We start from the raw sequence: 25,478 nt of genomic DNA, 5'->3' as shown, positions 1-25,478 counted from the left end.
GCGCGTGTAGCCCCACGCTCGGTAGGACGCCTGGGCCGCAGTCGCCTCCGGTCGGGTGTTCAGCATCACCCGGGCGTTGTCGATTCCCTCGATGACCGGCTGCTCGGTGACGGCGAGCTCCGGCACGTGCCGGTCGCCGCCGGGCAGCGGGTACGGCACGGTGGCGTTGCGCGGCAGCTCCCACGCGGCGCACGCCACCCCGGGCAGCTGCGCCGGGGCGCTCCAGCTCTCGTACCGCAGCCAGGCGGCGAACGGGACCAGCGGGCTGAACTCGGCGAAGGGGTACAGCTGGTGGTCCAGCGCGGTGGTGGCGGCCGTGCGGACGCGGCCCAGCAGTTCGGCGAACCCGGGCTCTCCGGCGGCGTCCACCCGCAGCAGCAGCGACTGGACGAAGCAGCCGACCGCGCGTTCCGCCTCCGGCCTGGTGCGGCCGGGCACCGGGGTCATCAGGACGAAGTCCCGCTGTCCGCTGCGGGCGGCCAGCAGCCCGCTCCACACCGCCGCCATCGCGAGGAACGGGGTGGCCCCCAGCTCCGCCGCCCGGGCCCGCAGCGCGCCCGCCCGCTCGGCCGGCACCTCCAGCGTCCGGGCGGCGCTCAGCACCACCTCGGTGTCCTGCCGCCCCGGGAACGGGTCGATCGCCGCGGGGGCGCCCGCGAGCGCCGTCGCGAAGTGCGCCCGGGTGGTCGGCCAGTGCGCGTTCGACCACTCCACCAGCTCCCGGTACGCCGGGCCGGGCCGGTCGGGCGGCGCCGGGCGGCCGCCGCGCAGCGCCGAGTACAGCACGCCCAGGTCGCGCAGCAGCACGCCCAGCGACCAGCCGTCGGCGACGATGTGGTGGACCGCCAGCATGACGACGTGGTCCCCGGGGCCCCGGCTCACCACGGCGAGCCTGGTCATCGCCCCCGAGGCCAGGTCGGTCAGCCGGTCGCGTTCGGCGACGAGCCGGGCCGACACCTCCGCATCGCTCGCGCCGGGGGCGTCCAGCAGCACCACGTCCGCGCGCGGCTCGTCGTCGAGCACGGCCCGCAGCACCCCCGGTTCGGCGTCCGGCACCGGGACGAACCTGGTGCGCAGCGCGGGGTGGCGGCGGATCGCCTGGTGGAGGGCGTCGACCAGGGTGTCCGTCCGCAGCTCCTCCAGCACCCGGAACATCACCGCCACCGAGCCGACGTTGCGGCCCTGCGCCTCGGCCATCCAGCGCAGGAAGTTCTCCTGCTGCGCGGTGAGCGGGAGCTCGTGCGGCTGGGCGCGCAGCGAGCGCAGGAAAGCCGTCGCCTCGGCCTCGGCCGGTACCGCCGGCCCGGCGGTACCGGCCGAGGCCGCCGCCTGCTCCAGCCAGGCGGCCTGGGCCCGCAGCGAGGGCCGCTCGAACACCAGGGCCGTACCGGCCGCCACGCCGAACTCGGCGGAGATCGCGGCGGCCAGCTGGACGGCCCGGAAGGAGTCCCCGCCGAGCGCGAAGAACTCGTCCTCCACGGCCCGGACCGGCCGCCCCAGGACGCCCCGCCACAGCTCGGCCAGCGCGCGCTCCCGGGCGGTGGCCGGTGCGGTGCCGACGGCGGGCACGGGCTCCTCGAACCTGGCCCGGAGCCGGTGCTTGACGACCTTGCCGCTGGGGTTGCGCGGCAGCGAGTCCGTCACCAGCAGGCGTACGGGCAGTTCGGCCCGGGCGAGCCGCTCGCCGAGGAAGAGCCGCAGCCCGTCGAGGTCGATCCCGCCCGGGAGCGGGACCACGGCCGCCACCGGCACCTGACCCATCACCGGGTGCGCAAGCCCGAGCGCGGCGGCGTCGGCGACCTGCGGGTGCTCGTGCAGCACCGCCTCGATGCGCAGCGTGGAGACCTTCAGCGCACCGGACTTGACGATGTCGCTCTCGCGGTCGACCAGGTGGAGGTAGCCGTCCCCGTCCAGCCGGCCCAGGTCGCCCATCCGCACCCAGCCGTCGCGGAACACGGTGTCGGAGTCCGCGCCGACGTACCCCCGGGGCGGGCCCGGCTGGCGCAGCCAGAGTTCGCCGGTGTCGCCGGGCGCGACGGGCCGCCCGGCCTCGTCCAGGATCCGCAGGTCGGCCGGGTCGGTGGGGCGGCCGACCGACCCGGGGCGGCCGGCGTCCACGATCGCGGAGATCTGGGCGGGGGAGGCCTCGGCGGAGGTGTAGGTGTTGACGACGGTCGCCTTGGGCAGGGCGGCGCAGAGCCCGGCGGCGACGGCGGGCGGGAGCGCGGCGGCCGAGCAGCTGACCAGGAGGACACTGCTCAGGTCCCGGCGCTCGGCGATCCCGGAGTTCAGCAGTTCCACCGCCATCGACGGCACCAGGAAGACGGTGCCCGCGCCGTACTCCTCGACCACCCGGCCGAACTCCTCCGCGTCGAAGCGCGGCAGGCAGATCGTGGCCGGCTGCGCGGTCAGCGCGTTCACCAGGACGACCTGGGCGGCGTTGGTCCCGATCGGGAAGGCGTGCACCGCGTAGCGCGAGTGCGCGTACGGGCGGGGGCGGGGGTTGAGGACGAGCCCGGCGGTCAGGCTGGCGTGCGCGGCCCGGACGCCCTTCGGGGTGCCGGTGGTGCCGGAGGTGCCGATGATCTGGGCGAGGTCCCCGGGAGCGGCCCGATACGGCGGTTCGGCGGCGCTGTTCTCGCCGTGACCGCTGCCCTCGCTGTCACCACGGCCCTCGCCGTCACCGCTGTTCTCCAGGTCGTCGAGGGTGAAGGTGGGCAGCGCGGTGCGCGGCCCGTTCCCGGCTATCGCCCAGCGCGCCCCGGCGGCATCGACGAGCCGCGCGACGTCCGTTCCGGAGAGGTCCGCACGGATCACCAGCCCCGCCGCGCCCGCGTAGTGCGTGGCCAGGAACGCCACGGCGTACGCGTCCCACTCCCGGTTGTCGAGCAGCAGCGCCACCCGGTCCCCGGGCCGTACCCCGGCCCGGGCCAGCCCGTGCGCGGCCCGCACCGCCCGGTCGCGCCACCGGCCGTAGGTGAGGCTGCCCCCGCCCGGCACCAGCAGCGCCTCCCGGTCGGGGTGCAGCGCCGCCCGGTGGTCCAGCAGGGCGGGGAGGGTGAGGGGCACGGGGACGGGCTGAGCGTTGATGACGACTCCCGGAGGGGCTGCTGACCGCTGAGTGATCCAGAACGTATCGGAGCAGTGAAGGAAGGCGCCAGATCCGTTCACATGTCGTCACGACCACCCGTCGGCAGCGGGCGCGCGGACGGGACAATGACGGGCGTGACAGACGTGACGCTGAACCTCTGGCGCCGGCCCCTCGGCGCGCTGCCGGCCGAGGTGTGCGACCGGACCGACCTGACCGTGCTCATCATCGCCGAGACCGGCCTGACCGAACTGCCGCCCGAGGTCGGCAGGTTGCGACGGCTTCGCACCCTCGACCTCGGACACAACCGGCTCACCGCCCTGCCCGCCGAACTGGGCGAGCTGACCGGGCTCGCCGACTTCCTCTACCTGCACGACAACGCGCTGACCGCGTTGCCGGCCGCGCTCGGCCGCCTCACCGCGCTGCGCTACCTCAACGTCGGCGACAACCGGCTCACCGAACTCCCCGCCGCCATCGGCGAGATGACCTCCCTGGTCGAGCTGCGTGCCCAGCGCAACCGGCTCACGGCGCTGCCCGACCGCCTCGGCGAACTGACCGCGCTGCGTGAACTCTGGCTGTGCGGGAACAGCTTGACCGCCCTGCCGGACACCTTCGGCGGCCTCACCGCGCTGCGCGAACTCGAACTGCGCGACAACGCGCTCGCCGAGGTGCCACCGGTGCTCGCCGGGCTGCCACTGCTGCGCCGGCTCGACCTGCGGGGCAACCGGATCACCGAACTGCCGCACTGGCTGGCCGAACTGCCCGCACTGGAGAAGCTGGACCTGCGGTGGAACGAGGCGCGCCCCTCGCCGCGACTGCTCGCCGCGCTCGACGCGCGGGGCTGCGCCGTCCTGTTCTGAGCGGCCGCGGATAAAGATCACCACGGCGGTCGGTGCCCTGTTATCGTGGATCGCATGAAGCGCGCTGCACTCGCCACGACGACGCCGGAGAGAGTCCCGGTGCGCTGACTGCTGACCTAGTCCGAAGCCCCGGGGCGAGTGCCCCGGGGCTTCGCCGTTTCCGGACCACTCGCCCGCAGACCCGAGTGGAGACCACCCCATGCACGACGACGCCGCGCACGACCGCCCTGCACACGACCGCCCTGCGCACGACCACCGCAAGCTCGGCCGCGAACTCGACCTGTTCGACACCGACCCGCTGATGGGCTCCGGCCTGCCCTACTGGCTGCCCGACGGCGCCGCGATCCGGCACACCCTGGAGGAGTTCATCCGCGAGCGCGAGCGGCGGGCCGGCTACCGCCACGTGTACTCGCCGGTGCTCGGCAAGCGCGAGCTGTACGAGATCTCCGGCCACTGGGCGCACTACCGCGACGACATGTTCCCACCCATGGAACTGGGCTCGGAGGAGATGGTGCTCCGGCCGAGCCTCTGCCCGCACCACGCCCTGATCTACCGCTCCCGACCTCACAGCTACCGGGAACTCCCACTGCGGATGGCCGAGTTGGGCGGCATGTACCGCTCCGAACCGTCCGGCGTGCTGGGTGGGCTGACCAGGGTCCGGGCGATCCAGCTGAACGACGCGCACGTGTTCTGCACCCCGGAGCAGGCCGCCGAGGAGGCCGTCGCCGCACTGGAGCTGATCCGCGCGGCACACCGCGCGCTCGGTGTCGAACCGGTCCGCTACCGGCTCTCGCTGCCCGGCGCGGGCGGCAAGTACGTGGCGGATCCGGCCCTCTGGGAGCGGGCCACCGCGCTGCTCACCGACGTGCTGGAACGCTCAGGCGTGCCGTTCGAGGCGGCAGCGGGCGAGGCCGCCTTCTACGGGCCGAAGATCGACGTGCAGATCGCCGACGGCGCCGGGCGCGAGTTCACCCTCTCCACCGTGCAGATCGACTTCCACCAGCCCGAGCGCTTCGGCCTGCACTACATCGGCCCGGACGGCGCGAAACACCGGCCGGTGATGGTCCACCGCAGCGTGATCGGCAGCGTGGAGCGGGTGGTCGCCCACCTCATCGAGCTGTACGGCGGCGCCTTCCCGGCCTGGCTGGCCCCGGCGCAGGTGGTGCTGCTGCCGGTCTCCGAGGGCGAACTGCCGCAGGCCGAGCGGCTCCGGCGGCGCTGCCTCGACCTCGGGTTGCGCGCCGAGGTCGCCGGGCCCGAGCACGGCAGCCTGGGCGCCCGGATCCGGGCGGCGCGCCTGGTCCCGTACCAGGCCGTGATCGGGGCCAAGGAGGCCGTGGACGACCGGGTCGCGCTGCGGCTGCGGGACGGCCGCCGGCTCGAACCGCTGCCCGCGGAGGAGGCGTGGGCCAGGATCGGCGCGCTGGTGGCGGCGTGCAGCGCCGACCTCTGGGCGGACGACCCCGCGCGCCGACCGGGCGGGGCGGGTCAGTAGGACTGGAGCTCGATCAGGTGGCCGTCCGGGTCCCGCAGGTGGGCGCTGCGCAGGTTCGGGCCCCACTGGGGCCGGTCGGTCGGGCCGGCGACCGGGGTGGCGCCGTGGCGCAGGCAGAGGGCGAACGCGTCGTCCACGGAGGCCACCCGGAGGACCAGCATCGCGGCGTCCTGGGCGGGGGCGGCCGGGCGTTCGGGCAGGCCGGCGGTGCCCAGGGCGGCGGCCATCGCGGCGCGGTCGAAGAGCACCAGGACGGCCTGCCCGTCGACGTCCCAGTTGGCGTAGGGGCCTTCGGGGGCGCCCTTGACCAGGGCGGCGCCGGTGAGGGGCGGCAGGACCGCCCGGTAGAACCCGAAGCACTCGGCGAAACGGGTCACGAGCAGGCGGGGGTACAGGGCGTCCACGGTCGAAGCTCCCGGGATCGAGGATTCAGCGGGTCGGATCGGTCGAATATTAGTGGGTCGGCACCCACTATAGGGGCGGACCCTAGACTGGCGCCATGGCCCCCGAACCCCCGCTCCCCGAATCCCTGCTCGCCGAACTCCCGCTGTCCGCTTCCTCTCTGCCGCCGACGCTGCTCGACCTCAGTACCTACCTGCTCTCCCGGATCGGCCGGACGGCACGGGGTCGCCTCGCCGAGCAGCTCGCCGAACACGGCCTCCGGCTCTGGGACATGGCCGTGCTGGCCGCGCTCGCCGACTTCGGGCCGCACGCCCAGCGGGACCTGGTCCAGCGGCTGGGCATCGACCCGAGCGACCTCGCCAAGGTCGCCGACCAGCTGGCCGCCGCCGGATACGTCGAGCGCGTCCGGGACCCGGCGGACCGGCGGCGGGTCTCGGTCTCGGTCACCGGCGCCGGGCGGGCGCTGCTCGCGGAGCTGGACGCCCGGGCGCGCGCGGTGCAGGACGAGGTGCTGGCGCCGCTGGACGCGCGGGAACGGCAGCTGCTGCACGGCCTGCTGCTGCGCGTCCACCAGGGCCAGCAGGGGCCGGGGGAGCGGCGCGGCCTCTGAGGCCCGCTCAGCCGGCCGGCCCGGGGCGGCGGGCACCGGCGAACTCGCCCGCCCAGCGCGGGACGTCGAGGGCGTGCTCGACCCGGGCGACCAGCGTCCCGGTGCGCTCGGCGTGGATCATCGCGCCGTCGCCGACGTGGATCCCGACGTGGTGCAGCGGCGCGTCCGGGCGGGAGAAGAACAGCAGGTCGCCCGGGGCGAGGGCGTCACGCTCCACCGGGGCGCCGCGGTGGAACTGGGCGACGGTGTAGTGCCCGAGCTCGACCGTGCCGTGGCTGGCCCGGTACCAGCAGTAGAGGGACAGGCCGCTGCAGTCGAAGCCGACCGTGCTCTCGCCCATGCAGACGCCGTCCAGGTAGCCGTTCTCGTCGTCGCAGAAGCCGAGGCTCGCCCCCAGCCGGTCGCCGCCGCCCCAGGCGTACGGCACGCCGAGCTGGGCGGTGGCCACCTCGGCGACCCGGCGGCCCAGGGCGCCGGCCGCGGACGCCGGGGTGTCCGACCGGGTTGTCGCGGTCGCCGTCGCGGTCGGGGCGAGGGCCGGGACGAGCCCCGCCCCGAGTGCCAGGCCCAGCATCCGGCGCCGGCGGACCCCGGAGGCCTCGTCGCGGTACGGCGGTCGGGATTCCATGGGTGACCTCCTGCTGTCGGCGCGGCGTCGACGACCCGCGCGGGTGACGGCCACCAGGATTCCGGGCGGGTGGGTCGGCCCGCCATCACCCGCAACGGTGAATCGTGGACGCGACGGGCCTGTGGCGGACGGGGCTGCGCTGGTAAATGGTTTGACGGTCGTTCAGAAGAGGCCAACGATGGGCGCGAACGTTCGGCCACGACCCTTCGGAGTGCCCCTTGAGCAACACCGTCAAGCTGATCCGCAGCTCCCGCCTCACCCCGGCCGTCGACTACGCCTACGCGGCCCTGGTCGACGCCCCGGCCCGTTCGCTCTGGCTCGCCGGCGCCTGCCCGCTCGACGCCGAGGGGCGGACGGTCGCCGTCGGCGACTACGCGGGCCAGGCGCACCAGGTGATGCGGAACCTGATAACCGTGCTGGAGGACGCCGGCGCCGGGCTGACCGACGTCGCCCGGACGACGGTGTACGTGGCCTCCGCCGACCAGGCGGACCTGGTCGCGGTGTGGGACGTGTACCGCGCCTACATGGGGGAGCACGACGCCCCCAGCACGCTGCTGGGGGTGTCGGTGCTCGGCTACGACAGCCAGCTGGTGGAGGTGGAGGCGGTGGCCGTCCTGCCGTGACGCCTTCCGGTCCCCGGGTGCCCGAATGAGGAAACCGATCGTTCGGTTTTCTCTCGGGTGCGTGATGTGTGGCGCCGGTGCCGCTTTCGATCGTCCGGCGAAGGAACGGCGGTCCGTAGGCAAAATGCGGAGCATGCGGGTGGGAGGGGAGGAGCGTTTGAGGCGATTCCCCGACATCATCTTGTCGTCCGTAGGCCACCGGTAGCTAAGATACGGGGTGTTTGGTTTTGTTTTCCGGGAGCTCTGGGTGGGGTGGTTGCGGTGGTTCGGCAGGAGCGGGCGGTCCGGACGCGTCGGCTGATCCTGGAGGCGGCGGCGTCGGTCTTCGACGAGTTCGGCTACGAGGGTGCCACCATCGGCGAGGTGGTCGCGCGGGCCGGTGTGACGCGTGGTGCGGTGTATTTCCATTTCGCCTCCAAGCGGGATCTGGCCCAGGGCGTCGTCGAGGAGCAGTTCGTCCAGGACGGTGTGCCCGAACGGGTCTGCAAACTCCAGGAGTTCGTGGACACCGGGATGGTGGTGGCGTATCTGATGCCACGTGATCCACTGCTGAGTGCGGGGGCCCGGCTCTCGCTGGGCCAGGACGTCTTCGACGACCTCGGCGGCGGCGCGATCCCCGGCTGGATCAGCCGGCTGGAGGCGCTGCTGGTCGCGGCCGGGGAGCGGGGTGAACTGCTGCCGCACGTCGTCCCGGCCGACACCGCGTGGCTGGTCACGGCGGCGTGGACGGGCGTGCAGATCCAGTCGCAGAAGCTCTCCGGGCGCGCGGACTTGGAGCGGCGGGCCGCCGGGCTGTTCCAGCACCTGATGCCGAGCATCGCGGTGCCGGGTGTGCTCGGCTCGCTGCAGATGGGCCCGGACCGCGGTGCCCAGGTGGCCGCCGAGGTGGCGGCCGCCCGCGCGGCGGCGGAGGGCGCCGGGGCGCAGGGCGGGGCACAGGGCGGGGCGCGGTCGGCGGCCCGGCCGGTCGCGGACGAGGTTGGTGTGGGCTGACGGTCCGGCACCGGCTGGAAATCGCCTCGGCCGGTGCGGAGTTGACCAGGCCTCGGTGCCCCCCTGCTCGCGGGGGCGTCCGGGCGGTGGTCGGTCAGCGGCCTGACGGTGGCCTGACGGCGGGCGCGGAGTGCGGGCGGATTGGTGGCGGCGCGGGATCCACGGGGGTCCGACGCCGCCTTCGGTTTGCCTGCACTCCGTTGCGTGCGGTGGCTGGTTCGTGGCGCAGGGTGGCCGCCGCGCCCATCTGTCCGAGGGTGCCGGCCCATCCCAAAAAACAAACAGCACGTTCGGTTTTGTATTGACAAACCGCGCGTCCTGTTTTTGACTGGTGACAGTCGCCCTAGGGGTGTCGACCCGGGTGCCGGCCGCGGCGGATCGGCCTGCGGCGTTCCGTGTGATTGGGGTGGTCATCGTGGAAATTCGGGTGCTCGGGGCGTTGGACGTCCGGGTGTGCGGGGTGTCGGTGGTGCCATCGGCGCCGAAACCGCGTCAGGTGCTGGGGCTGCTGGCCCTACGGGCCGACCAGGTGGTGTCGGCCGGGGTGCTGGCCGAGGAGCTGTGGTCGGGCCGCCCGCCGCGCAGCGCGCGCACGACGGTGCAGACGTACGTGCTGCAGCTGCGCGACATGATCGACCGGGCACTCGGGCAGGTCGGCCCGGCGGCCGGGGTCTCCTGCGCCAAGGACGTACTGGTGACCTCGCCGGGCGGCTACATGCTGAACAGCGGCGGCGGGTTGACGGACGTCCGGGAGTTCGAGCGCCTGGCCGGCATGGGCTACCGGGCCATGGACGGCGACGACCACCCGCTGGCCGCCCGGATGCTCGGCGAGGCGCTCGGCCTGTGGCGCGGTCCGGCGTTCGCCGACGTCCCGGCCGGCGGCCAACTCGCCGTCGAGGCCAGGCGGTTGGAGGAGACCCGGCTCTGCGCGCTGGACCAGCGGATCGAGGCCGACCTGCGGCTGGGCCGCCACCGCGTCCTGCTCGCCGAACTCACCGTCCTGGTCGACCGCTACCGCACCCACGAGAGCCTGCACGGCCAGTACATGATCGCCCTGCACCGCTCCGGCCGGCGGGGCGAGGCGCTGGAGGCCTACCAGCGCCTGCGCAACACCCTGGTACGGGAGTTGGGCATGGAGCCCTCGGCCGGACTGCGGCGGCTCCAGCGCTCCATCCTGCTCGCCGGCCCGGACCGCCCGGAGCGCCCCGAGCGTTCGGAGCGTTCGGAGCGTTCGGAGCGCGAGGCGGCCGCGACCGCGTCGCCGGAGGCGTCCGCGGCCCGGTTCACCCGGGTCGGCTGAGGACGCGCGGAAGGCGTCGTCGCGGCCGGGGCGCTGCTCGTATGTGGTCGGAACGTGCTCGTCGTTGTGAGGGGTGTGGGTCGGGTGGTGCAGGAGAGGTCGGAGCGGACACGCGGACGGCTGGTCGAGGCGGGGGCGGTGCTGTTCGACCGCTGCGGCTATGCGGGGGCCACGCTCGGCGAGATCGCCGGTGCCGCTGGAGTGACGAAGGGCGCGCTCTACTTCCACTTCGCGTCCAAGGAGGAGCTGGCGCAGGCGGTGTTCCAGCGGGCCGAGCGCTCGCTGCGGGGCGCCTGCGGAGGCCTGCGGGCCACCTCCTCCCCTCTGCAGACGCTGATCGACGTGGGCTACTGGCTGGTCGACGCCCTGGGGTCGGACGCGGTGGTCCGGGCGGCGTTCCGCCTCGGCCGGGAGGGCGGCTGGCAGTCGAGGACCGCCGCGTTCGCTCCCGCCGCGTCCGCCCCCGGCGTGCCGGTCGCGGACGTGCGGGGCTTCCACGGCGTCTGGGCCGGTGTCGTCCGGGAGTTGCTGACCGGCGCCCGGCGCGCCGGCGAGCTGCGCGACCGGTCGGGAGATCCCGGCCCGGAGACCCTGGTGGTGGCGGCCGCCTGCGGACTGGAGGTCGTCTTCGGCGACGGCTGCCCGGGCGAGGAGCGCGCCCGCCGGGTCGGCGCCCTGTGGGGGTGGCTGCTGCCCTGCCTCGTCCCCCCGGGCTCCTCCGGCGCCTACCGGACCAGGCCGCTGACGTCGCTGCCGGGTTGAGCGGGCGGTTCAGGGGCGGGCAGGGCGGACGGGCGGGGCGCCTCTCGCGGCGCGCCCCGTCCCGGTCCGGTCACGCCGTGTGGAGGCGCTCCGCCAGGCCGGCGGCCGTGAAGGCGGCCACCAGGTCGTCGCGGTCCTCGGTGAAGTGGGCCCAGCTGTCGTGGTGGACGAGGACGACCCGGCGGGCGTCGAGGATCGCGGTGGCCTCGGCGGCCTGGGCGCTGTCCAGGACGATGGGCGCGCCGTCGAAGAGGGCGGCGAAGCGGGGAGCCCCGGCGAAGAGGATCGCGGTGTCCACGGGGGCGAAGCGTTCGGCGATCTCCCCGACGGCGGGGAGGGAGGCGTTGTCCCCGCTGACGTAGACGGTGGGCAGCCCGTCCCCGGTCAGGACGAAGCCGACGACCTGGCCGGTGGCGGCCTCCACCTCCTCGCGGGCCCCGGGTCCGTGGAGGGCGGGCACGCCGGTCACGGTGACGGTGCCGCCGCCGGGGCGGTCCAGCGTGACCGACTCCCAGTCGGCCAGTCCCCGGGCCGTGCCGCCGAGGCGCAGGCCGCCGCCGGGGGTGGTGAGGGTGAGCGGGACGTCGGCCAGCAGGGCCCGGCCGGAGTGGTCGAGGTTGTCGGGGTGCTCGTCGTGGGAGAGCAGGACGACGTCGACGCGGCCGGCGTCGGCGGGGCTCCCGGAGGCGGGCGCGGTCTTGGTGAGGAGCGGGCCGCCCGGCCGCTGGTAGTCGCCCGGGCCGTCGAAGGTCGGGTCGGTGAGGAAGCGCAGGCCTCCGTACTCGAAGAGGGCGGTCGGGCCGCCGAAGAGGCGGACGGGGAACTGCTCGACGGTCGTGTCGGAAGAAGCCATGGTGAAGCACACCTCACGGTTAAGAGCGGTTTATCCGTGAGAAAAGCTAGCCGGTTCTCACGGATGAGCGCAAGCGCTACCATGAGACTCATGACGGACGCCGCGGACACCGCCACCGACGAGACCGCCGTGCCACCCGCGCCGGGCGAGCAGCAGTACCCCTCGCTCGCCCTGGTCAACAGCGCCGTCACGCTGCCCGGCGGACACGTCCTCGACCGCCTCGGCACGCCGGCCGCCGCCGGTCAGTGGCTCCTGGAGCACGGCCTCGCCCCGGTCGACGCGGGCCTTCGGGAGATGTGCACGGCGCAGGTGCGCTCGATGCGCGAACAGGTCAGGACGCTGTTCGCCGCCCGCGTCGCGGAGCTGCCCGCACCCCCCTCCGCCCTGGCCGCCGTCAACGACGCCCTGACCCGGCTGCCCACGGCCCGGCTGCTGCGGTGGGACGACGGCAGCGGCCCCTATCGCGCGGCCCCCCACCCCACCACCGAGATCGTCGACCACGCCCTGGCCACCCTCGCCGCCGACGCCGCCGACCTGCTCACCGGGCCCGAAGCCGCCCGCCTCACCGCCTGCGGCTCCACCCCGTGCACCCGGTACCTCCTCCGGCACGGCCGGCGCCACTGGTGCTCCACCCGCTGCGGCGACCGCGCCCGCGCGGCCCGCGCCTACGCCCGGCGCACCCGGCCCCAGTCGGACTGACCGGGCCGGCGTCCTCGGCCGGCGCCCACGCCGACGGTCCTGGCCGACATCCCTGGCCGTTGCGGGCCGCACCCCCGGGCGCGGTCCGTGCGAGCCGCGTTCGAGCGGGCCGAATGTCAGTGCGGCTCGCCATGATGGCGGTATGAAGGACGCAGCCGCCCTGGCCTCCCCTGCCGCCCTGGCCTCCCCGCAGGCCTACGCCGACGCCGTCGCCGCCGCCGTGCGGGCCGCCGCCGCGTACTACGCCGACGGCTCCGCCCCGCTCGGCGACGACGAGTACGACGCCCTGGTGCGGGCGATCGAGGCCTACGAGCACGAGCACCCGGACGAGGCGCTGCCCGAGTCGCCCACCGGCAAGGTGGCCGGCGGCGCGGCGGTCGGCGACGTCCCGCACAGCGCGCCGATGCTCTCCCTCGACAACGTCTTCTCGGCCGAGGAGCTGGAGTCCTGGGCGGCCGGCCTGGAGCGCCGGCTCGGCCGGCCGGTCGCCGCCTGGTGCGTCGAGCCGAAGCTGGACGGCCTCGCCGTCGCCGCCCGCTACCGGGCCGGCCGACTCACCCAGGTGCTGACCAGGGGCGACGGCCTGGCGGGGGAGGACATCACCGCCGCCGCCGACGCCGTGCTCGGCCTGCCCGCCCGGCTCGCCGAACCGGTCGACGTCGAGCTGCGCGGCGAGGTGCTGCTCACCCACGAGCAGTTCGAGCAGGCCAACGCCGTCCGCACCGCGCACGGCGCCACCCCCTTCGCCCACCCGCGCAGCGGCGCGGCCGGTACCCTGCGCGCCAAGGACCGCGCCTACCGCGTCGAACTCACCTTCTTCGCCTACGACGCCCTCGGCCTGCCCGGCCTCGACCACGCCGACCTGCTCGCCCGGCTCGCCGTCCTCGGCGCCAACACCGCCGCCAGCACCGACGCCGCGCCGCACCGCTGCGCGACCCTCGCCGAGGCACAGCAGCGGATCGACGAGATCGCCGGCCTGCGCGCCGCGCTGCCCTTCGGGATCGACGGCGTGGTGGTGAAGGCGGACGCGGTGGCCGACCAGGAGGCGGCCGGCTCGGGCTCCCGCGCGCCGCGCTGGGCGGTGGCCCGCAAGCTGGCGGCGCAGCACAAGGTCACCAGGCTGCTCGGCGTCGAGTGGAACGTCGGCCGCACCGGGATCATCGCGCCCCGGGCCGTCCTCGAACCGGTGGTGATCGACGGCGTCACCGTCACCTACGCGACCCTGCACAACCCGGCCGACATCGGGCGCCGCGGGCTGATGATCGGCGACCAGGTGTTCGTCTACCGGGCCGGCGACGTGATCCCGCGGGTCGAGGCGCCGCTGGTCGACCAGCGCACCGGCGCCGAGCAGCCGATCGCCTTCCCCGAGGTCTGCCCGCGCTGCGGCGACGCCATCGACACCTCCGAGCAGCGCTGGCGCTGCGTGCGCGGCCGGGCCTGCCAGGTGGTCGCCTCGGTGATCTACGCGGCCGGGCGCGACCAGCTCGACATCGAGGGCCTCGGCGGCACCCGCGCCGTCCAACTGGTCGAGGCCGGGCTGGTCGGCGACCTCGCCGACCTGTTCACCCTCACCCGGGAGCAACTGCTCACCCTGGAGCGGATGGGCGACACCAGCGCCGACAACCTGCTCGCCGCCATCGAGACCGCCCGCAGCCGCCCGCTGAACCGGGTGTTCTGCGCCCTCGGCATCCGCGGCACCGGCCGGACGATGTCCCGCCGACTCGCCGCGCACTTCGGCAGCATGGCCGCGATCCGCGCCGCCGACGCCGCGGCGCTGGCCGGTGTGGACGGCATCGGTGTCGAGAAGGCCGCCGTGATCGTCGCCGAACTCGCCGACGTGGCACCGCTGTTGGACCGGCTGGTGGCGCAGGGCGTCGGCACGGCGGTGACCGGGCCGACGGCTCCCGCCGCCCAGGCCCCGGTCGGCGGCGTGGCGGCCGCGGACGACACCGCGGCGGGCCCGCTCGCAGGCCGGAGCGTGGTCGTCACCGGCAGCATGACCGGAGCCCTCGCCGAGCTCTCCCGCAACGCGATGAACGAGCTGATCGAACGCGCCGGCGGCAAGGCCTCCTCCTCGGTGTCCAAGCGCACCACCCTCCTCGTCGCGGGCGAGAAGGCCGGCTCCAAGCGCGCCAAGGCGGAGGAGCTCGGAGTGCCCGTCATGACCCCGGAGGAGTTCGCCGCGCTGGTCGCCGAGCAGCTCGGCTAGACCGGCCGGCCAAGCGGGCGGACAGCCGCACAGCCGGGCCGGACGTGGGCCCGGAGGACCAGTTGATCGCCCGCGCCGGGGGGTGCGGTAGGGTGGCCGACGCCGTGTATGACCGCGACTCAAGGAGGTGAGCCCCATTACCGGTATGTCCGAGCGGGTGCTCCCGGAGCGCGGCCGTGCGGGCGTGTCGCGCGCATAGCGCGGACGCGTCGGCGCGGTGCCGGCCCTTGCGGGAGCCCTGACGGAGTCGTTCGTCCTCCTCCCGATTCCCCCAAGGGGTCCTCTTGTCGGTTTTTGCCTCCGCAGCTCTCCGTTCCTCGGTCGTCGGCCGGCTGCGTGCCGCCGGTTGCGTGTTCGCCGAGGACGAGGCGCGGGTCCTGCTCTCCGCCGCCGCCACACCGGCCGACCTGGCCGTGATGGTCCGGGCCCGGGCCGAGGGCCGGCCGCTGGAACACGTCGTCGGCTGGGCCGAGTTCGCCGGGCTGCGGATCGCCGTCGACCCGGGCGTGTTCGTGCCGCGCCGTCGCAGCGAGTTCCTGGCCGCCACGGCCACCGGACTCACCGGCCCGGGCGCGGTGGTCGTCGACCTCTGCTGCGGCAGCGGCGCCCTCGGCGCGGCCGTGGCGGCCGCCGCCGCGCACCCGGTCGAGCTCTACGCGGCCGACGTCGACCCGGTCGCCGTCCGCTGCGCCCGGCGCAACCTCACCAGGCCCGGGGCCCCGGTCTTCGAGGGCGACCTGTTCGTCGCGCTGCCCGCCGCCCTGCGGGGCCGGATCGACGTCCTGCTCGCCAACGTCCCGTACGTCCCCAGCGCCGACATCGCGCTGCTGCCGACGGAGGCCCGGCTGCACGAGGCCCGGCCGGCGCTGGACGGCGGCGCCGACGGTCTGGACGTGCTGCGCCGGGTGGCCGCCGAGGCGCCGAACTGGCTGGCCCCGGGCGGGTCGCTGCTGTTCGAGACCAGCGAACGGCAGACCCCGGCGGCCCTGGCCGTCGTCCGTGCGGCCGGCCTCGACGCCGTCGACGCCTGGTGCGAGGACCTGGACGCGACGGTCGTCACCGCGACCCTGCGCTGACGGGGCCGCCGCCCGGGCCCGCCTCCCGCCTCCTGCCTCCCGCTGGCGGAGGCGGGCCCGGCGGTCGGCCGGGCGCTCACAGCTCGCGCATCTCACGCCTGGTCAGCGCGTACCCGAACGCGCCCGTCAGACAGAGCCCGGTCGTCGCGAACACCCCCCGGCTCCCGAAGGCGTCCACCGCCGCGCCGGCCGCGATCACCGAGATCGGGAAGACTCCCAGCGCGCAGAAGGTGACGGCCGCCATGACCCGGGCCAGCAAGGCGGGCGGGGTGCTCTTCTGCACGCCGGTGACGATCAGGACGTTGGTCACCGTGCTGGCGCCACCGGCCAGGCAGAGCAGCAGCACGGCGCCGACGAGGCCGGTGAACGGCACCAGGCCTATCGCCGCACCCATCACCAGGCCGGAGAGCATCGCCGTGCGGCCCCGCGAGCGCACCTCGGTGAGGCCGGCCGCGAACAGGCCACCGACCAGCGCACCGCCGGTGAACGCGGCCAGCAGCAGGCCGAGCCCGACGGCTCCGGCGCCGAAGCCGTGGGTGGCCAGGGTCGGCAGGGCGACGCGGGTGGCGCCGCCCACCGTCAGGTTCGCGATCACCGTCACCGTCAGCACCGCACGCAGCAACGGCGACTCCCGCAGCAGGCCACGGAAGTTCTTCGGCACGGAGGCACGTTCGGAGATCGGGCTGGGGGGTGCGACGAGGCTGCCGCGACCGATCAGCAGCAGTGTGGCCGCCGAGACGGCGAACGTCGCCGCGTCCAGGCCCAGCGCGGCGGCCGGGCTCAACCAGGCGACCAGCGGGCCGGCCAGCGCCGGACCGAGCAGACCGGCGCCGAAGGTGACCGTACTGTTCAGCGCGTTGCCCGCGTGCAGGTCCTCGGCGGGCAGCAGGGTCGGGGTGATCGCCCAGGCGGCCGGCAGGAACACCCCTGCTCCGACGCCGACCAGCAGCGCGAGTCCGCCGATCAGCCAGAAGTTCGCCGCCCCGCCGGCGGCGATCGCGCACAGCCCGGCGGTGGCGAGCAGCCGGCCGAGGTCGGCGGCCAGCATCACCCGGCGGGCGCCGAACCGGTCGGCGAGCATTCCGCCGAGCGGGGTGGCGGCCAGCCGTCCCGCGCCGTAGGCGGCGACCACCAGGCTCAGCTGGCGGGCGCCTCCGGCGAGGGAGTAGACCAGCAGTGGCAGGGCGACCACCTGGAACGCGTTGCCGAACTCCGAGGTGCCCTGCCCGATCACCAGCAGCCGGAAGCCCGGCGCGCGCAGGGGCGCGACGCTGATCCGGGGGCGGAACCGCGACAGCCCCGCCGCGCCGCTCGTCCCCGCGCCGCTCGTCCCCGCGCCGCTCGTCCCCGCGCCGCTCGTCCCCGCGCCGCTCGTCCCTGCGCTGTCCGCCCCTGCGCTGTCCGTCCCCGCGCCGCTCGTCCCCGCGCTGTCCGTCCCCGCTCCGCTTGCTCCCGTGCCGCTAGCCATCGAGCGAGACCGGCAGCGACTCCAGGCCGCGCAGCATGATCGTGTTGCGCCAGGGCAGGGCCTCCTCCGCGGCGGCCAGCTCGATCCGCGCGAAGCGCTCCAGCAGGCCGGTCAGCGCCACCTCGCTCTCCAGCTTGCCGAGGAAGGAGCCGAGGCACCGGTGCAGGCCCTGCCCGAAGGCCAGGTGGCCCGGATCGCCCCGGTCCAGGATCAGCCGATCGGGATCGGTGAAGCGGGCCGGGTCCCGGTTGGCCGCGCCGAGCGAGAGCAGCACCAGTTCGTCCGCCGGGATCTCCACGTCGTCGACCATCACGTCGGCGTTCGTGAACCGCAGGGTGGCCATGCTCACCGGAGACTCGTAGCGCAGGAACTCGTCGATCGCGACCGGCATCGCCGCCGGGTTGGCGCGCAGCCAGGCGAGCTGGTCGGGGTGGTGGAGCAGCGCCAGGGTCGCGGTGCCGAGCAGGTTGACGGTGGTCTCGTGGCCGCCGATCAGCAGCAGGAAGACCATCGAGAACACCTCCCGCTCGGTGAGTTCACCGGCGTCACAGGCCTGCACCAGGTCGGTCAGGATGTCCGCGCGCGGCGACGCCCGCCGGGCCGTCATCAACTCGCGCAGGTAGTCGTTCAGTTCGGCGGTGGCCTGGTCGAAGGTCATGTCGCCGCCCTGGGTGAGGATCGCCGTCGACCAGGTGCGGAAGGCCTGCATGTCCTCCGGGGGGAAGCCCAGCAGCTCGCAGATGATCATGATCGGCAGCGGGAAGGCGAAGTCCGTCACGAGGTCGGCGGTCTCCCGCCCGCGCAGCCCGTCCAGCAGGCCGCCGGCGATGCGCTCGACCAGCGGTCGCATCAGATCGACCCGCCGGCGGGTGAAGACGCCCTGGATCAGCCGGCGCAGCCGGGTGTGGTCCGGCGGGTCGCTGTTGAGCATGTGGACCACCTCCGAACCGAGCGTCAGGCCGGATCCCCGCCCGCTCGCGATGGCCTGGCTGCGGCGGACGTCCTGCCCGAAGCACGGGTCCATCAGCGCGGCCCGGACGTCCTGGTAGCGCGTCACCAGGTAGACCGGCAGGCCCTCGCCGAACTCCACGACGGAGACCGCGCCGGCCTCGCGGATCCGGGCGAGCGTGGGGTAGGGGTCGCGGATGAAGGCGGACATCCGCGCGGCGGCGTCGTCGACCGCGGTGGTCATGGATCACTCCTCGGGCTCGAACTCCGGCAACTACACGGTCAGCGACGGGAAGGGCCAGCGGCGCACCCGCATGGGCAGGAACCAGGCGCGGCCGGCCTGTTCGGCGATCAGGCCGGCCGCGGCGAAGTCCCGGTGGACGGCGTCCGGCAGCCGGCTGACCTCGACGCCCTCGGCCAGCGCCTCGACCTGCGCCAGGTGGCCCGGCTCGTCGACGGTGAACAGCTCCAGCGTCCCGAACCGGCGGTCGCGCACCTCGACGAAGCCGGGGCCGCGCCGGAAGACGCACTTGCTCGGGTAGTACGTGGCGCGCCAGTCGGCGACGACGGCCTCGGGGCCGCCGGTCAACCGCTCGGGCGGGTACAGGTGGTGGAACCGGCGCTGCGCCGCGCAGCCGTCCGTGCAGTCGGCCTGCCAGAGCACGGCCAGCCCCTGCCCGGTCGCCTCGCGCAGCAGCATCAGCGCCCGCGCGGAGGCGGCCGGCGCGTCCGCGCAGAGCCGCACCGGTTCGGTCAGCCGCAGGCAGCGGACCCCGGCGCGGTGCAGTTCGGTGACCTCCGCCTCCGCCGGGCCGGACAGGGTGCGGTGACCGAGCGCGAAGCCCGGCAACGCCCTGGCGGCGGGGTCGTAGTCGAGCCAGAGCTCGACCTGCGGGCCGGCCGCGCGCCAGGAGGCGGCATCGGTCCCTCCTGCAACGGCCCTTCCCCCAGGAGCCCTTCCGGTATCGGTCCGTTCAGCCGATCGTGACGGCATCGAGCACCTCCTCGGCGTCAGGGCGGGCGGCGGCGGGGCCGTGCCGGTGCCGCATCCGCATCAGCACCTGGTTGTCGGACTCGACGGCGACCTGGAGGAAGCTGTCCCCGTCGTGGAACAGCAGACCGAGCGCGGTGAAGCGCTCCAGTACCGGCTCGACCGCGGCCGCGCCGCCGGGCACCTTGGCGGCCAGCACGGCGGTCGAGCGGGGCTGGTTCAGCAGCCGGAAGGCGGCGAGCTCCACCGGATCGGTCAGCTCGACCACCCGCCAGTCGTACCCGGGTCGGGTGTTGACGAGCGCGATCCGTCCGCCCGCGTCCCGGTAGCTGAGCCGGCTGTCGGGGAACCGCTCGATCCAGGTGTCCACCGCCGCGCTCAGCCGCTCCGCCAGGTCGCCGCCGATCCCGCGCGGGGGCGCGCTGAACACGTAGGCCAGTTCGGCCAGTTCGCTCTGCGGCAGGCGGTAGGTCGCGCCGTACTGGAAGGCCGGCCGGGTGATCGCGAAGCCCAGCTCGGGGCGGTCGAAGTACGGGCTGAACCGCTCGATCGCGATCCGGCCCGCTCCGGTCGGCGGGTCCAGGTGGTGCAGCACGGGCAGTTGGCGGATCACCGATTCGTAGTCGTCCGGCTGCTCGCCCGGGAAGCCGTAGAGGTAGTTCCAGCTGACCGACACTCCGGCGCTCTGCGCGTCCCGCAGCGCGCGGACGTTCTGGCAGCCCGTCACCCCCTTGTCCATGATCCGCAGGACCCGGGTGCTCAGGCTCTCGATGCCGGGCTGCACCTGGGCCGCGCCCGAGTCGCCGAGGAGCTGGAACTGGTGGCGGCGAAGGTTGGCCTTGATCTCGAAGTGCAGCCGCAGATCGACCGGGAGTTCGGCGAGCGACTTGAGGACGGTGTCGAAGTAGCCCATGTCCAGGATGTTGTCGACCACGTAGACGTCCAACAGCTGGTGGCGTTCGGCGAGCGTGAGCACCTCGGCGAGGAAGTCGGTCGGCGGCTTGGAGCGGAACTCCATCGAGGAGCCGTTGAGCCCGCAGAAGGTGCAGTGGTGCTTCTCGCCCCACCAGCAGCCCCGGGAGCCCTCGACGACCAGCTTGGGATCGACCCAGCCGGCCGCGACGGAGGCGTCGAGCCGCTGGTAGAAGCCGTCGTAGCGGGGCGCCAGGATCGCCGCGGGCGGCAGCGGCCGCCTCGTCATCTCGTTGGCCGTCGACTTCCCGGAGTCGTCGCGCCAGCACAGCCCGGGGACGGCGGAGAGGTCGCCGCCTTCCAGGAGCGCGGGGAAGGCGGCCTCGCCCTCGCCGCGCACCACGTAGTCCAGGAAGGGGAAGTTGCGGTGCAGCGCGGCGCCCTGCGGACCGTCGCAGTTCGCGCCGCCGAACACCGTGCGCACCTGCGGGCAGCGCTGCTTGAGCAGCCTCGCGGCGGCGAGGCTCGCCGTGTTCTGCTGGAAGGTGGTGGTGAAGCCGACCAGGTCCGGTGGGTCGGCGGCGAGTTCGTCGACCAGCCGGGCGATGAACGCGGGGGCGATCGCGCGGGTGGCCCGCGTCAGTGCGATCTCCTGCTTGCTCGCGCCGCTGGTGGCCAGGTACTCGAAGTAGGCCGCGAACTCGCCTTCGCCGTCGTCGATTTCGCTGTCCTCGCCGTCGACGCGGGTGTCGATGCCGGGTGCCGGGCCGTCGTCGCCGTACAGCGCGCCGGCGAACGCCCAGTCGCCCGCGCCCTGGAAGTAGGACTTCTCGGAGAAGTACTGGTAGTCGTCCACGCCGAAACCCGCGGTCTCGGCGGCCCAGTCCACGAAGTCCAGGTTGGCGTACCGCACTTCGACCTGGTGGTCGGCGCGTGCGGCGGCGGTGTGCATGATCCCGAGCGCCAGCGACGGCACGTCGATCGCGCCCCAGGGCATGTGCAGCAGGACGATACGCATGGTGGCCACTTCTGTTGTCCGCCGGCGGTCGATGAGGTGTCGCTCCGGGGCACCCAGGCGCCCCGGAGCGACGGTGAATCACTTGCCCTTGGTCTCCGCCTTCGGCTTCGGCTGCCCCTTGAGGGCAGGCGCGACCACTGCGGCCTTGGTGATGTCGAGCGCGAAGGCCTGGACCACCACGGCGCCCCGGTCACGCTCCGGGGTGCTGATCGGGTCGTTCTGAATGCTGCGTCGCTTCATGGCTGTTCACCTCCTTCCACCAGTTCGGCGGGTACCCCGGGGCGGTCGCCCCGGAGTGGCAGGGGGAGGGTGCCGGCCAGGCGTGCTCGGCGAACCGGACCATCGTGGCCAGCACCGATCGGTGGTCGGCGGTCCGGCGGCTGTAGTGGCCGCCGTCCACCCAGAGCAGCTCGTGCGGCACCGCCAGCCGGCGCAGGTCCTCGGCATACCGGGCGACCTGGTCGGGTGGGCACCGCTCGTCGGTCCGCGAGGCGACCAGCAGGACGGGCGAGCGGACCTGGTGCACGTAGGATCGCGGGTCGGCCGCGCGGTAGCGCTCGGGAACCTCGTCCGGGGTCCCGCCGAAGAGCTGCCGATCGAGCTCGCGCAGCGCGGGGGTGGTGGTTCGGTAGGCGGCGGGGTAGTCCGCGATCGGCTGAGCGGCCATGCCGAGTGACCACAACTCCGGCTGCGCGCCCAGCGCGAGCAGGGTCAGGTAGCCGCCCCACGAGAATCCGCACAGGCCGGTGCGCTCCGCGAGCGCCGTACCGTCGGCGACCAGCTCCGCGCGGACGGCGGCCAGGTCCTCGATCTGCGCCAGCCCCACCCGGTGGCCGTACTCGTGCTGCCAGCGGGCGCCGTAGCCGGTGGAGCCGCGGTAGTTGGTGCGCACCACCGCGTAGCCACGGCCGACCAGGGCGTTCACCCGCGGGTCGTAGGAGTCGCGGTCGTGGGTGGCGGGGCCGCCGTGGACCAGGAAGAGGGTCGGCCACGGGCCCTCGCCGACCGGGGTGCTGACGAAGCTGTGGATCCGCCCGTACGGCCTGGGCGTCCAGCGCCGGCTGCGGGAGGTGTCGCCCTGGTCCGGATCGAGGCCCTGTCCGGGGTGGTGCGCAGCCTCCGTGCCGGGGCGCAGTACCAGCGGGCGGGGCGGTGTCGACTCCCGGCTCCAGACGCAGTGCAAGGTGCCGTCCGGAGCGCAGGACAGATCGTGGATCGTGCCGCCGGGCGTGCTGATCTCCCGGACGGGCGGGGCCTGTTCGGCCGGTCCCTGCTGTGCGGCCGGCTGCTGCGTCGCCCCCTGCTGCGTTGCCCGCTGCCGCGTCGTCCGCTGCCCCTCCGGCGGGTCGAGGTCGGCGAGGAGCAGTCGGCTCCGCCCGGCCCGCTCGTGCTGGATCAGCACCTCGCGCGGGCCCTGGTACCAGCCGGCCGATATCTGCGAGTCGAACGACAGCCCCGGGTACCTGCGCAGCCCCGTGCCGGCCCGCCAGGTCGCGACGGTGTACCGGTCGTCCTCCTCGACCACCAGCAGCAGCTCCGGTTCGAGTGCGGCGAGCGGGTTGAACTCGATCGGCCAGAGCCGCAGTCGGCGGTCCCCGGCGATCCGCAGCGGACCGTTCGCCTGGGCGTCTGCCTGAGCGACTGCCTGCGCGCCCGCCTGATCGTTCGCCTGAGCGCCCGTCGGCCACAGGACCACCGAGTCGTCCCCGTCGGGCCGCCCGCCGAGGGCGAGCAGCCGACCGTCCGGCGACAGGTCGGCCAGGCTCAGGTACCCCGGCGCCGAACCGATCAGCCGGGCCTCGCCCGCGGGCGGTCCGACGTAGCAGTGCGAGGCGCCGTCGACACCGACGACCACCGCGGCGAGGGCGCCCGTCCGGTCGAAGGCGACGCCGTACGTCCGCCCGCGCGGCACGTCGCGCAGCGCCTCGCCGCCCGCGCCGCCGGTGAACGGCTCGCGCCACCACCGCCCCTCCCCGGCGTTGTCGGCGTCGAACCACCAGACGGCGTCGCCGTCCGGCTCGATCTCGCTCAGATGGACGCCCCCCGGCCGGTCGGTGACCACCCGGCGCCGGCCCGTCCTCAGGTCCCAGGCCACCGCCTGCCAGCGCTCGTCGACGAGCCGCGTCTCGACCGCGCGGTCGGCCGCCAGCGCGGCGAAGCCGGGGGACTGGAACGCCTGCGTCACGGACCCGGCCCTTTCGGCTCGATGGTGGGAACAGACTGCGCTGAACGTCCCGAGGCCGGTGCACCGATGTGAAGATCCAGTGAACTGGCGTGAAGAAAAGGCCACTTGTGGAGGATGGCCGCCACTCTAGGGGGGTGCCGTGGTTGCGAACAGACCTTTCGCACAGTTGGCCGAAATGCAGCTGAGGTGAATGCGGGCCGCCGCCGACCGCGCGTTGATCACTTGTAGCGAACCGACGGGCCGTCCGCTCCGGACGGCCCGTCGGCCGCGCCTGGGCCCCTGCCCGGTGAGGCGGGCGGGGCCGTGCGGCCCGACCTCGGCTTCTGCTGCGGTCGGCCGGGCCGCGCCCCGCAATTGGTCCAGACCTATTGACGAGCTGCGCCGCCCCTCCTACGATCCGGTCCGGCACAGCCCCACATGTCCCCACCTCACCCACAGCCGGGCGTCGCGCCCCCACGCGTCGGTCATGTCCATGGCGCTCGGCGGGAAGGGAACGCAGCATGTTCCGTCGAAGGTCGCGTACTCCACGCCTGTCGGGCGAGGTCCGCCCCTGTCCGGATCCCGGCCGTCCCGAAGCCGACCGGGCCGGGAGCGAGCCGCTCCGGGCCGCTCGCCCGCAGCCGCGGGCGCGCGTGGAACGCGCAGCGCGGGTGAACCGGACCAGCGGTGCCCAGCACGGGCCGAGCGCCATGCTGCGCTCCCTCGCCGGGGTGAGCGCCGTCGCCGTCATCGGTGCCGGCATCGCCGTGGCCGGCTCCGTCACGGCCGGGGCCGCCACCCCCAACCTGGTGGCCAACCCCGGCTTCGAGAGCGGCCTCTCCGGCTGGACCTGCTCCGGCGGTTCCGGCGAGGTCGTCAGCAGTCCGGTCCACTCCGGCGCCGCCGCGCTCAAGGCCACGCCGACCGGCCCGGACAGCGCCCAGTGCAGCCAGACCGTCAGCGTGCAGCCCAACTCCCAGTACACGCTGAGCGCCTACGTCCAGGGCAGCTACGTCTACCTGGGCGCCACCGGCACCGGCGCGGGCAGCGACCCGTCCACCTGGACGCCGAGCAGCGCGTCGTACAGCCAGCTCAGCGTCGGCTTCACCACCGGGCCGAACACCACCTCGGTGACCGTCTACCTGCACGGCTGGTACGGGCAGCCCGCGTACTACGCGGACGACGTGTCGCTCACCGGCCCCGGCGGCAGCAGCCCCACGCCTCCGACGACCCCGCCTCCGACGACCCCGCCGCCCACGACCCCGCCGCCCACGACTCCTCCGCCGACCACCCCGCCTCCGACGACCCCGCCGCCGACCACTCCGCCGCCCACGACTCCTCCGCCGACCACCCCGCCGCCCACGACCCCGGCGCCGGGTGACACCTGCCCGACGAAGCCCAAGCCGTCGGGCAAGGTCCTCCAGGGGTACTGGGAGAACTGGGACGGCGCCTCGAACGGCGTCCACCCCGGCATGGGCTGGGTCCCCATCACGGACAGCCGGATCGCCGCGCACGGCTACAACGTCATCAACGCCGCCTTCCCGGTGATCCTCTCGGACGGTACCGTCCAGTGGCAGGACGGCATGGACACCAACGTCAAGGTCTCGACCCCCGCCGAGATGTGCCAGGCCAAGGCGGCCGGGGCGACGATCCTGATGTCGATCGGCGGTGCCGCCGCAGGCATCGACCTGAGCTCCAGCACCGTCGCCGACCGGTTCGTGGCGACCGTCGTCCCGATCCTCAAGAAGTACAACTTCGACGGGATCGACATCGACATCGAGACCGGCCTGTCCGGAAGCGGCAGCATCGGCACGCTGTCCGCCTCCCAGGCCAACCTGATGCGCATCATCGACGGCGTGCTGGCCCAGATGCCCGCGGGCTTCGGCCTGACGATGGCCCCCGAGACCGCGTACGTGACCGGCGGGAGCGTCACCTACGGCTCGATCTGGGGCGCCTACCTGCCGATCATCAAGAAGTACGCCGACAACGGGCAACTGTGGTGGCTGAACATGCAGTACTACAACGGCAGCATGTACGGCTGCTCCGGCGACTCGTACCAGGCCGGCACCGTGCAGGGCTTCACCGCGCAGACCACCTGCCTGAACAACGGCCTGACCATCCAGGGCACCACCATCAAGGTGCCCTACGACAAGCAGGTGCCCGGCCTGCCGGCCCAGCCCGGCGCGGGCGGCGGCTACATGGACCCGGGCCTGGTCGGCCAGTCGTGGAACGCGTTCGGCGGTTCGCTGAAGGGGCTCATGACGTGGTCGCTCAACTGGGACGGCTCGAAGGGCTGGAGCTTCGGCGACAACGTGAAGGCGCTCCAGCGCCGTTGACCAGCTCTTGATCACCCGCTGACGGCCCGCCGGCTTCCCGTGC

21 protein-coding genes are annotated in these 25,478 nt (G+C 74.3%); 11 read left to right on the top strand and 10 right to left on the bottom strand.

What is annotated here, in order from left to right; all coding sequences use genetic code 11:
* Positions 1 to 3,069 (bottom strand): AMP-binding protein (locus tag ABT015_RS34480; protein ID WP_350886302.1); only part of this gene is annotated, 3,069 nt, incomplete at its 3' end.
* 156 nt (positions 3,070 to 3,225) lie between these two features.
* Between ABT015_RS34480 and ABT015_RS34475 the strand changes: the two genes are divergently transcribed.
* Together ABT015_RS34475 and thrS are read left to right on the top strand one after the other, a co-directional pair.
* Entirely contained in the window at positions 3,226 to 3,948 is a 723-nt protein-coding gene (locus ABT015_RS34475) for a leucine-rich repeat domain-containing protein (RefSeq protein ID WP_350886300.1), read from the top strand.
* A 199-nt stretch (positions 3,949 to 4,147) separates the two neighbouring features.
* Positions 4,148 to 5,443, top strand: a complete 1,296-nt coding sequence (gene thrS, locus ABT015_RS34470; RefSeq protein WP_350886298.1) for a threonine--tRNA ligase — start codon at positions 4,148 to 4,150, stop codon at positions 5,441 to 5,443.
* Here thrS and ABT015_RS34465 read toward each other — a convergent pair.
* On the bottom strand, positions 5,437 to 5,847 hold the full coding sequence (locus tag ABT015_RS34465; protein WP_350886297.1) for a VOC family protein: 411 nt from the start codon (positions 5,845 to 5,847) through the stop codon (positions 5,437 to 5,439). The genes thrS and ABT015_RS34465 overlap by 7 nt on opposite strands.
* A gap of 95 nt (positions 5,848 to 5,942) precedes the next feature.
* Here ABT015_RS34465 and ABT015_RS34460 point away from each other — a divergent pair, with 95 nt between their 5' ends.
* Positions 5,943 to 6,455: a MarR family winged helix-turn-helix transcriptional regulator gene (locus ABT015_RS34460; protein WP_350886295.1), complete on the top strand. Its 513-nt coding sequence runs from the start codon at positions 5,943 to 5,945 to the stop codon at positions 6,453 to 6,455.
* A 7-nt stretch (positions 6,456 to 6,462) separates the two neighbouring features.
* Here ABT015_RS34460 and ABT015_RS34455 read toward each other — a convergent pair whose 3' ends face one another.
* Complete coding sequence (locus ABT015_RS34455; RefSeq protein ID WP_350886293.1) at positions 6,463 to 7,083, bottom strand: C40 family peptidase; 621 nt, start codon at positions 7,081 to 7,083, stop codon at positions 6,463 to 6,465.
* Between the two features lie 218 nt (positions 7,084 to 7,301).
* On the opposite strand from ABT015_RS34455, the gene ABT015_RS34450 reads away from it, so the two are divergent.
* The 4 genes from ABT015_RS34450 (at position 7,302) to ABT015_RS34435 (ending at position 10,761) form a co-directional block, all read left to right on the top strand.
* Complete coding sequence (locus ABT015_RS34450; RefSeq protein ID WP_350886291.1) at positions 7,302 to 7,706, top strand: RidA family protein; 405 nt, start codon at positions 7,302 to 7,304, stop codon at positions 7,704 to 7,706.
* A gap of 261 nt (positions 7,707 to 7,967) precedes the next feature.
* On the top strand, positions 7,968 to 8,699 hold the full coding sequence (locus ABT015_RS34445; protein WP_350886289.1) for a ScbR family autoregulator-binding transcription factor: 732 nt from the start codon (positions 7,968 to 7,970) through the stop codon (positions 8,697 to 8,699).
* 415 nt (positions 8,700 to 9,114) lie between these two features.
* Positions 9,115 to 9,999 (top strand): AfsR/SARP family transcriptional regulator, encoded by an 885-nt coding sequence (locus ABT015_RS34440; RefSeq protein WP_350886287.1) that lies wholly within the window; start codon positions 9,115 to 9,117, stop codon positions 9,997 to 9,999.
* Positions 10,000 to 10,083: 84 nt separating this feature from the next.
* Entirely contained in the window at positions 10,084 to 10,761 is a 678-nt protein-coding gene (locus tag ABT015_RS34435; RefSeq protein ID WP_350886285.1) for a ScbR family autoregulator-binding transcription factor, read from the top strand.
* Between the two features lie 70 nt (positions 10,762 to 10,831).
* On the opposite strand, the gene ABT015_RS34430 is transcribed toward ABT015_RS34435, so the two are convergent.
* Positions 10,832 to 11,614 carry an MBL fold metallo-hydrolase gene (locus ABT015_RS34430; protein WP_350886283.1) on the bottom strand — a complete coding sequence of 261 codons (783 nt, stop codon included), beginning with the start codon at positions 11,612 to 11,614 and terminating at the stop codon, positions 10,832 to 10,834.
* A gap of 81 nt (positions 11,615 to 11,695) precedes the next feature.
* Here ABT015_RS34430 and ABT015_RS34425 point away from each other — a divergent pair, with 81 nt between their 5' ends.
* The 3 genes from ABT015_RS34425 (at position 11,696) to ABT015_RS34415 (ending at position 15,598) form a co-directional block, all read left to right on the top strand.
* Entirely contained in the window at positions 11,696 to 12,313 is a 618-nt protein-coding gene (locus tag ABT015_RS34425) for a CGNR zinc finger domain-containing protein (protein ID WP_502897471.1), read from the top strand.
* Between the two features lie 142 nt (positions 12,314 to 12,455).
* Complete coding sequence (ligA, locus tag ABT015_RS34420) at positions 12,456 to 14,522, top strand: NAD-dependent DNA ligase LigA (RefSeq protein ID WP_350886279.1); 2,067 nt, start codon at positions 12,456 to 12,458, stop codon at positions 14,520 to 14,522.
* Positions 14,523 to 14,806: 284 nt separating this feature from the next.
* Positions 14,807 to 15,598, top strand: coding sequence for a putative protein N(5)-glutamine methyltransferase (locus ABT015_RS34415; protein ID WP_350886277.1), 792 nt, complete (start codon positions 14,807 to 14,809; stop codon positions 15,596 to 15,598).
* Between the two features lie 76 nt (positions 15,599 to 15,674).
* On the opposite strand, the gene ABT015_RS34410 is transcribed toward ABT015_RS34415, so the two are convergent.
* The 6 genes from ABT015_RS34410 to ABT015_RS34385 form a co-directional block, all read right to left on the bottom strand.
* Positions 15,675 to 17,066 carry an MFS transporter gene (locus tag ABT015_RS34410; RefSeq protein ID WP_350886275.1) on the bottom strand — a complete coding sequence of 464 codons (1,392 nt, stop codon included), beginning with the start codon at positions 17,064 to 17,066 and terminating at the stop codon, positions 15,675 to 15,677.
* Positions 17,059 to 18,258 (bottom strand): cytochrome P450 family protein, encoded by a 1,200-nt coding sequence (locus ABT015_RS34405; protein ID WP_350886273.1) that lies wholly within the window; start codon positions 18,256 to 18,258, stop codon positions 17,059 to 17,061. The genes ABT015_RS34410 and ABT015_RS34405 overlap by 8 nt, the downstream gene beginning before the upstream one ends.
* Positions 18,259 to 18,288: 30 nt before the next feature.
* Positions 18,289 to 19,008, bottom strand: a complete 720-nt coding sequence (locus ABT015_RS34400) for a DUF5825 family protein (RefSeq protein ID WP_350886271.1) — start codon at positions 19,006 to 19,008, stop codon at positions 18,289 to 18,291.
* Complete coding sequence (locus ABT015_RS34395) at positions 18,989 to 20,935, bottom strand: RiPP maturation radical SAM C-methyltransferase (protein WP_350886270.1); 1,947 nt, start codon at positions 20,933 to 20,935, stop codon at positions 18,989 to 18,991. The genes ABT015_RS34400 and ABT015_RS34395 overlap by 20 nt, the downstream gene beginning before the upstream one ends.
* 78 nt (positions 20,936 to 21,013) lie before the next feature.
* Positions 21,014 to 21,175 carry a hypothetical protein gene (locus ABT015_RS34390; protein WP_159398304.1) on the bottom strand — a complete coding sequence of 54 codons (162 nt, stop codon included), beginning with the start codon at positions 21,173 to 21,175 and terminating at the stop codon, positions 21,014 to 21,016.
* Positions 21,126 to 23,120 (bottom strand): alpha/beta hydrolase family protein, encoded by a 1,995-nt coding sequence (locus tag ABT015_RS34385; protein ID WP_350886267.1) that lies wholly within the window; start codon positions 23,118 to 23,120, stop codon positions 21,126 to 21,128. The genes ABT015_RS34390 and ABT015_RS34385 overlap by 50 nt, the downstream gene beginning before the upstream one ends.
* 650 nt (positions 23,121 to 23,770) lie before the next feature.
* Here ABT015_RS34385 and ABT015_RS34380 point away from each other — a divergent pair.
* Complete coding sequence (locus ABT015_RS34380) at positions 23,771 to 25,435, top strand: carbohydrate binding domain-containing protein (RefSeq protein WP_502897470.1); 1,665 nt, start codon at positions 23,771 to 23,773, stop codon at positions 25,433 to 25,435.
* Positions 25,436 to 25,478: the final 43 nt, after the last annotated feature.

It is taken from the genome of Kitasatospora sp. NPDC094016 (genome assembly GCF_040304045.1).
Lineage (GTDB): Bacteria > Actinomycetota > Actinomycetes > Streptomycetales > Streptomycetaceae > Kitasatospora.
The sequence above is the reverse complement of the archived record's forward strand: the minus strand, read 5'-3'. Positions and strand labels throughout refer to the sequence as shown.

Coding starts and splice junctions, on each gene's coding strand:
- ABT015_RS34460 (WP_350886295.1), top strand. CDS start 5,943: ATGGCCCCCGAACCCCCGCTCCCCGAATCCCTGCTCGCCGAACTCCCG.
- ligA (WP_350886279.1), top strand. CDS start 12,456: ATGAAGGACGCAGCCGCCCTGGCCTCCCCTGCCGCCCTGGCCTCCCCG.
- ABT015_RS34425 (WP_502897471.1), top strand. CDS start 11,696: ATGAGACTCATGACGGACGCCGCGGACACCGCCACCGACGAGACCGCC.
- ABT015_RS34410 (WP_350886275.1), bottom strand. CDS start 17,066: ATGGCTAGCGGCACGGGAGCAAGCGGAGCGGGGACGGACAGCGCGGGG.
- ABT015_RS34400 (WP_350886271.1), bottom strand. CDS start 19,008: ATGCCGTCACGATCGGCTGAACGGACCGATACCGGAAGGGCTCCTGGG.
- ABT015_RS34390 (WP_159398304.1), bottom strand. CDS start 21,175: ATGAAGCGACGCAGCATTCAGAACGACCCGATCAGCACCCCGGAGCGT.
- ABT015_RS34455 (WP_350886293.1), bottom strand. CDS start 7,083: ATGGAATCCCGACCGCCGTACCGCGACGAGGCCTCCGGGGTCCGCCGG.
- ABT015_RS34405 (WP_350886273.1), bottom strand. CDS start 18,258: ATGACCACCGCGGTCGACGACGCCGCCGCGCGGATGTCCGCCTTCATC.
- thrS (WP_350886298.1), top strand. CDS start 4,148: ATGCACGACGACGCCGCGCACGACCGCCCTGCACACGACCGCCCTGCG.
- ABT015_RS34430 (WP_350886283.1), bottom strand. CDS start 11,614: ATGGCTTCTTCCGACACGACCGTCGAGCAGTTCCCCGTCCGCCTCTTC.
- ABT015_RS34395 (WP_350886270.1), bottom strand. CDS start 20,935: ATGCGTATCGTCCTGCTGCACATGCCCTGGGGCGCGATCGACGTGCCG.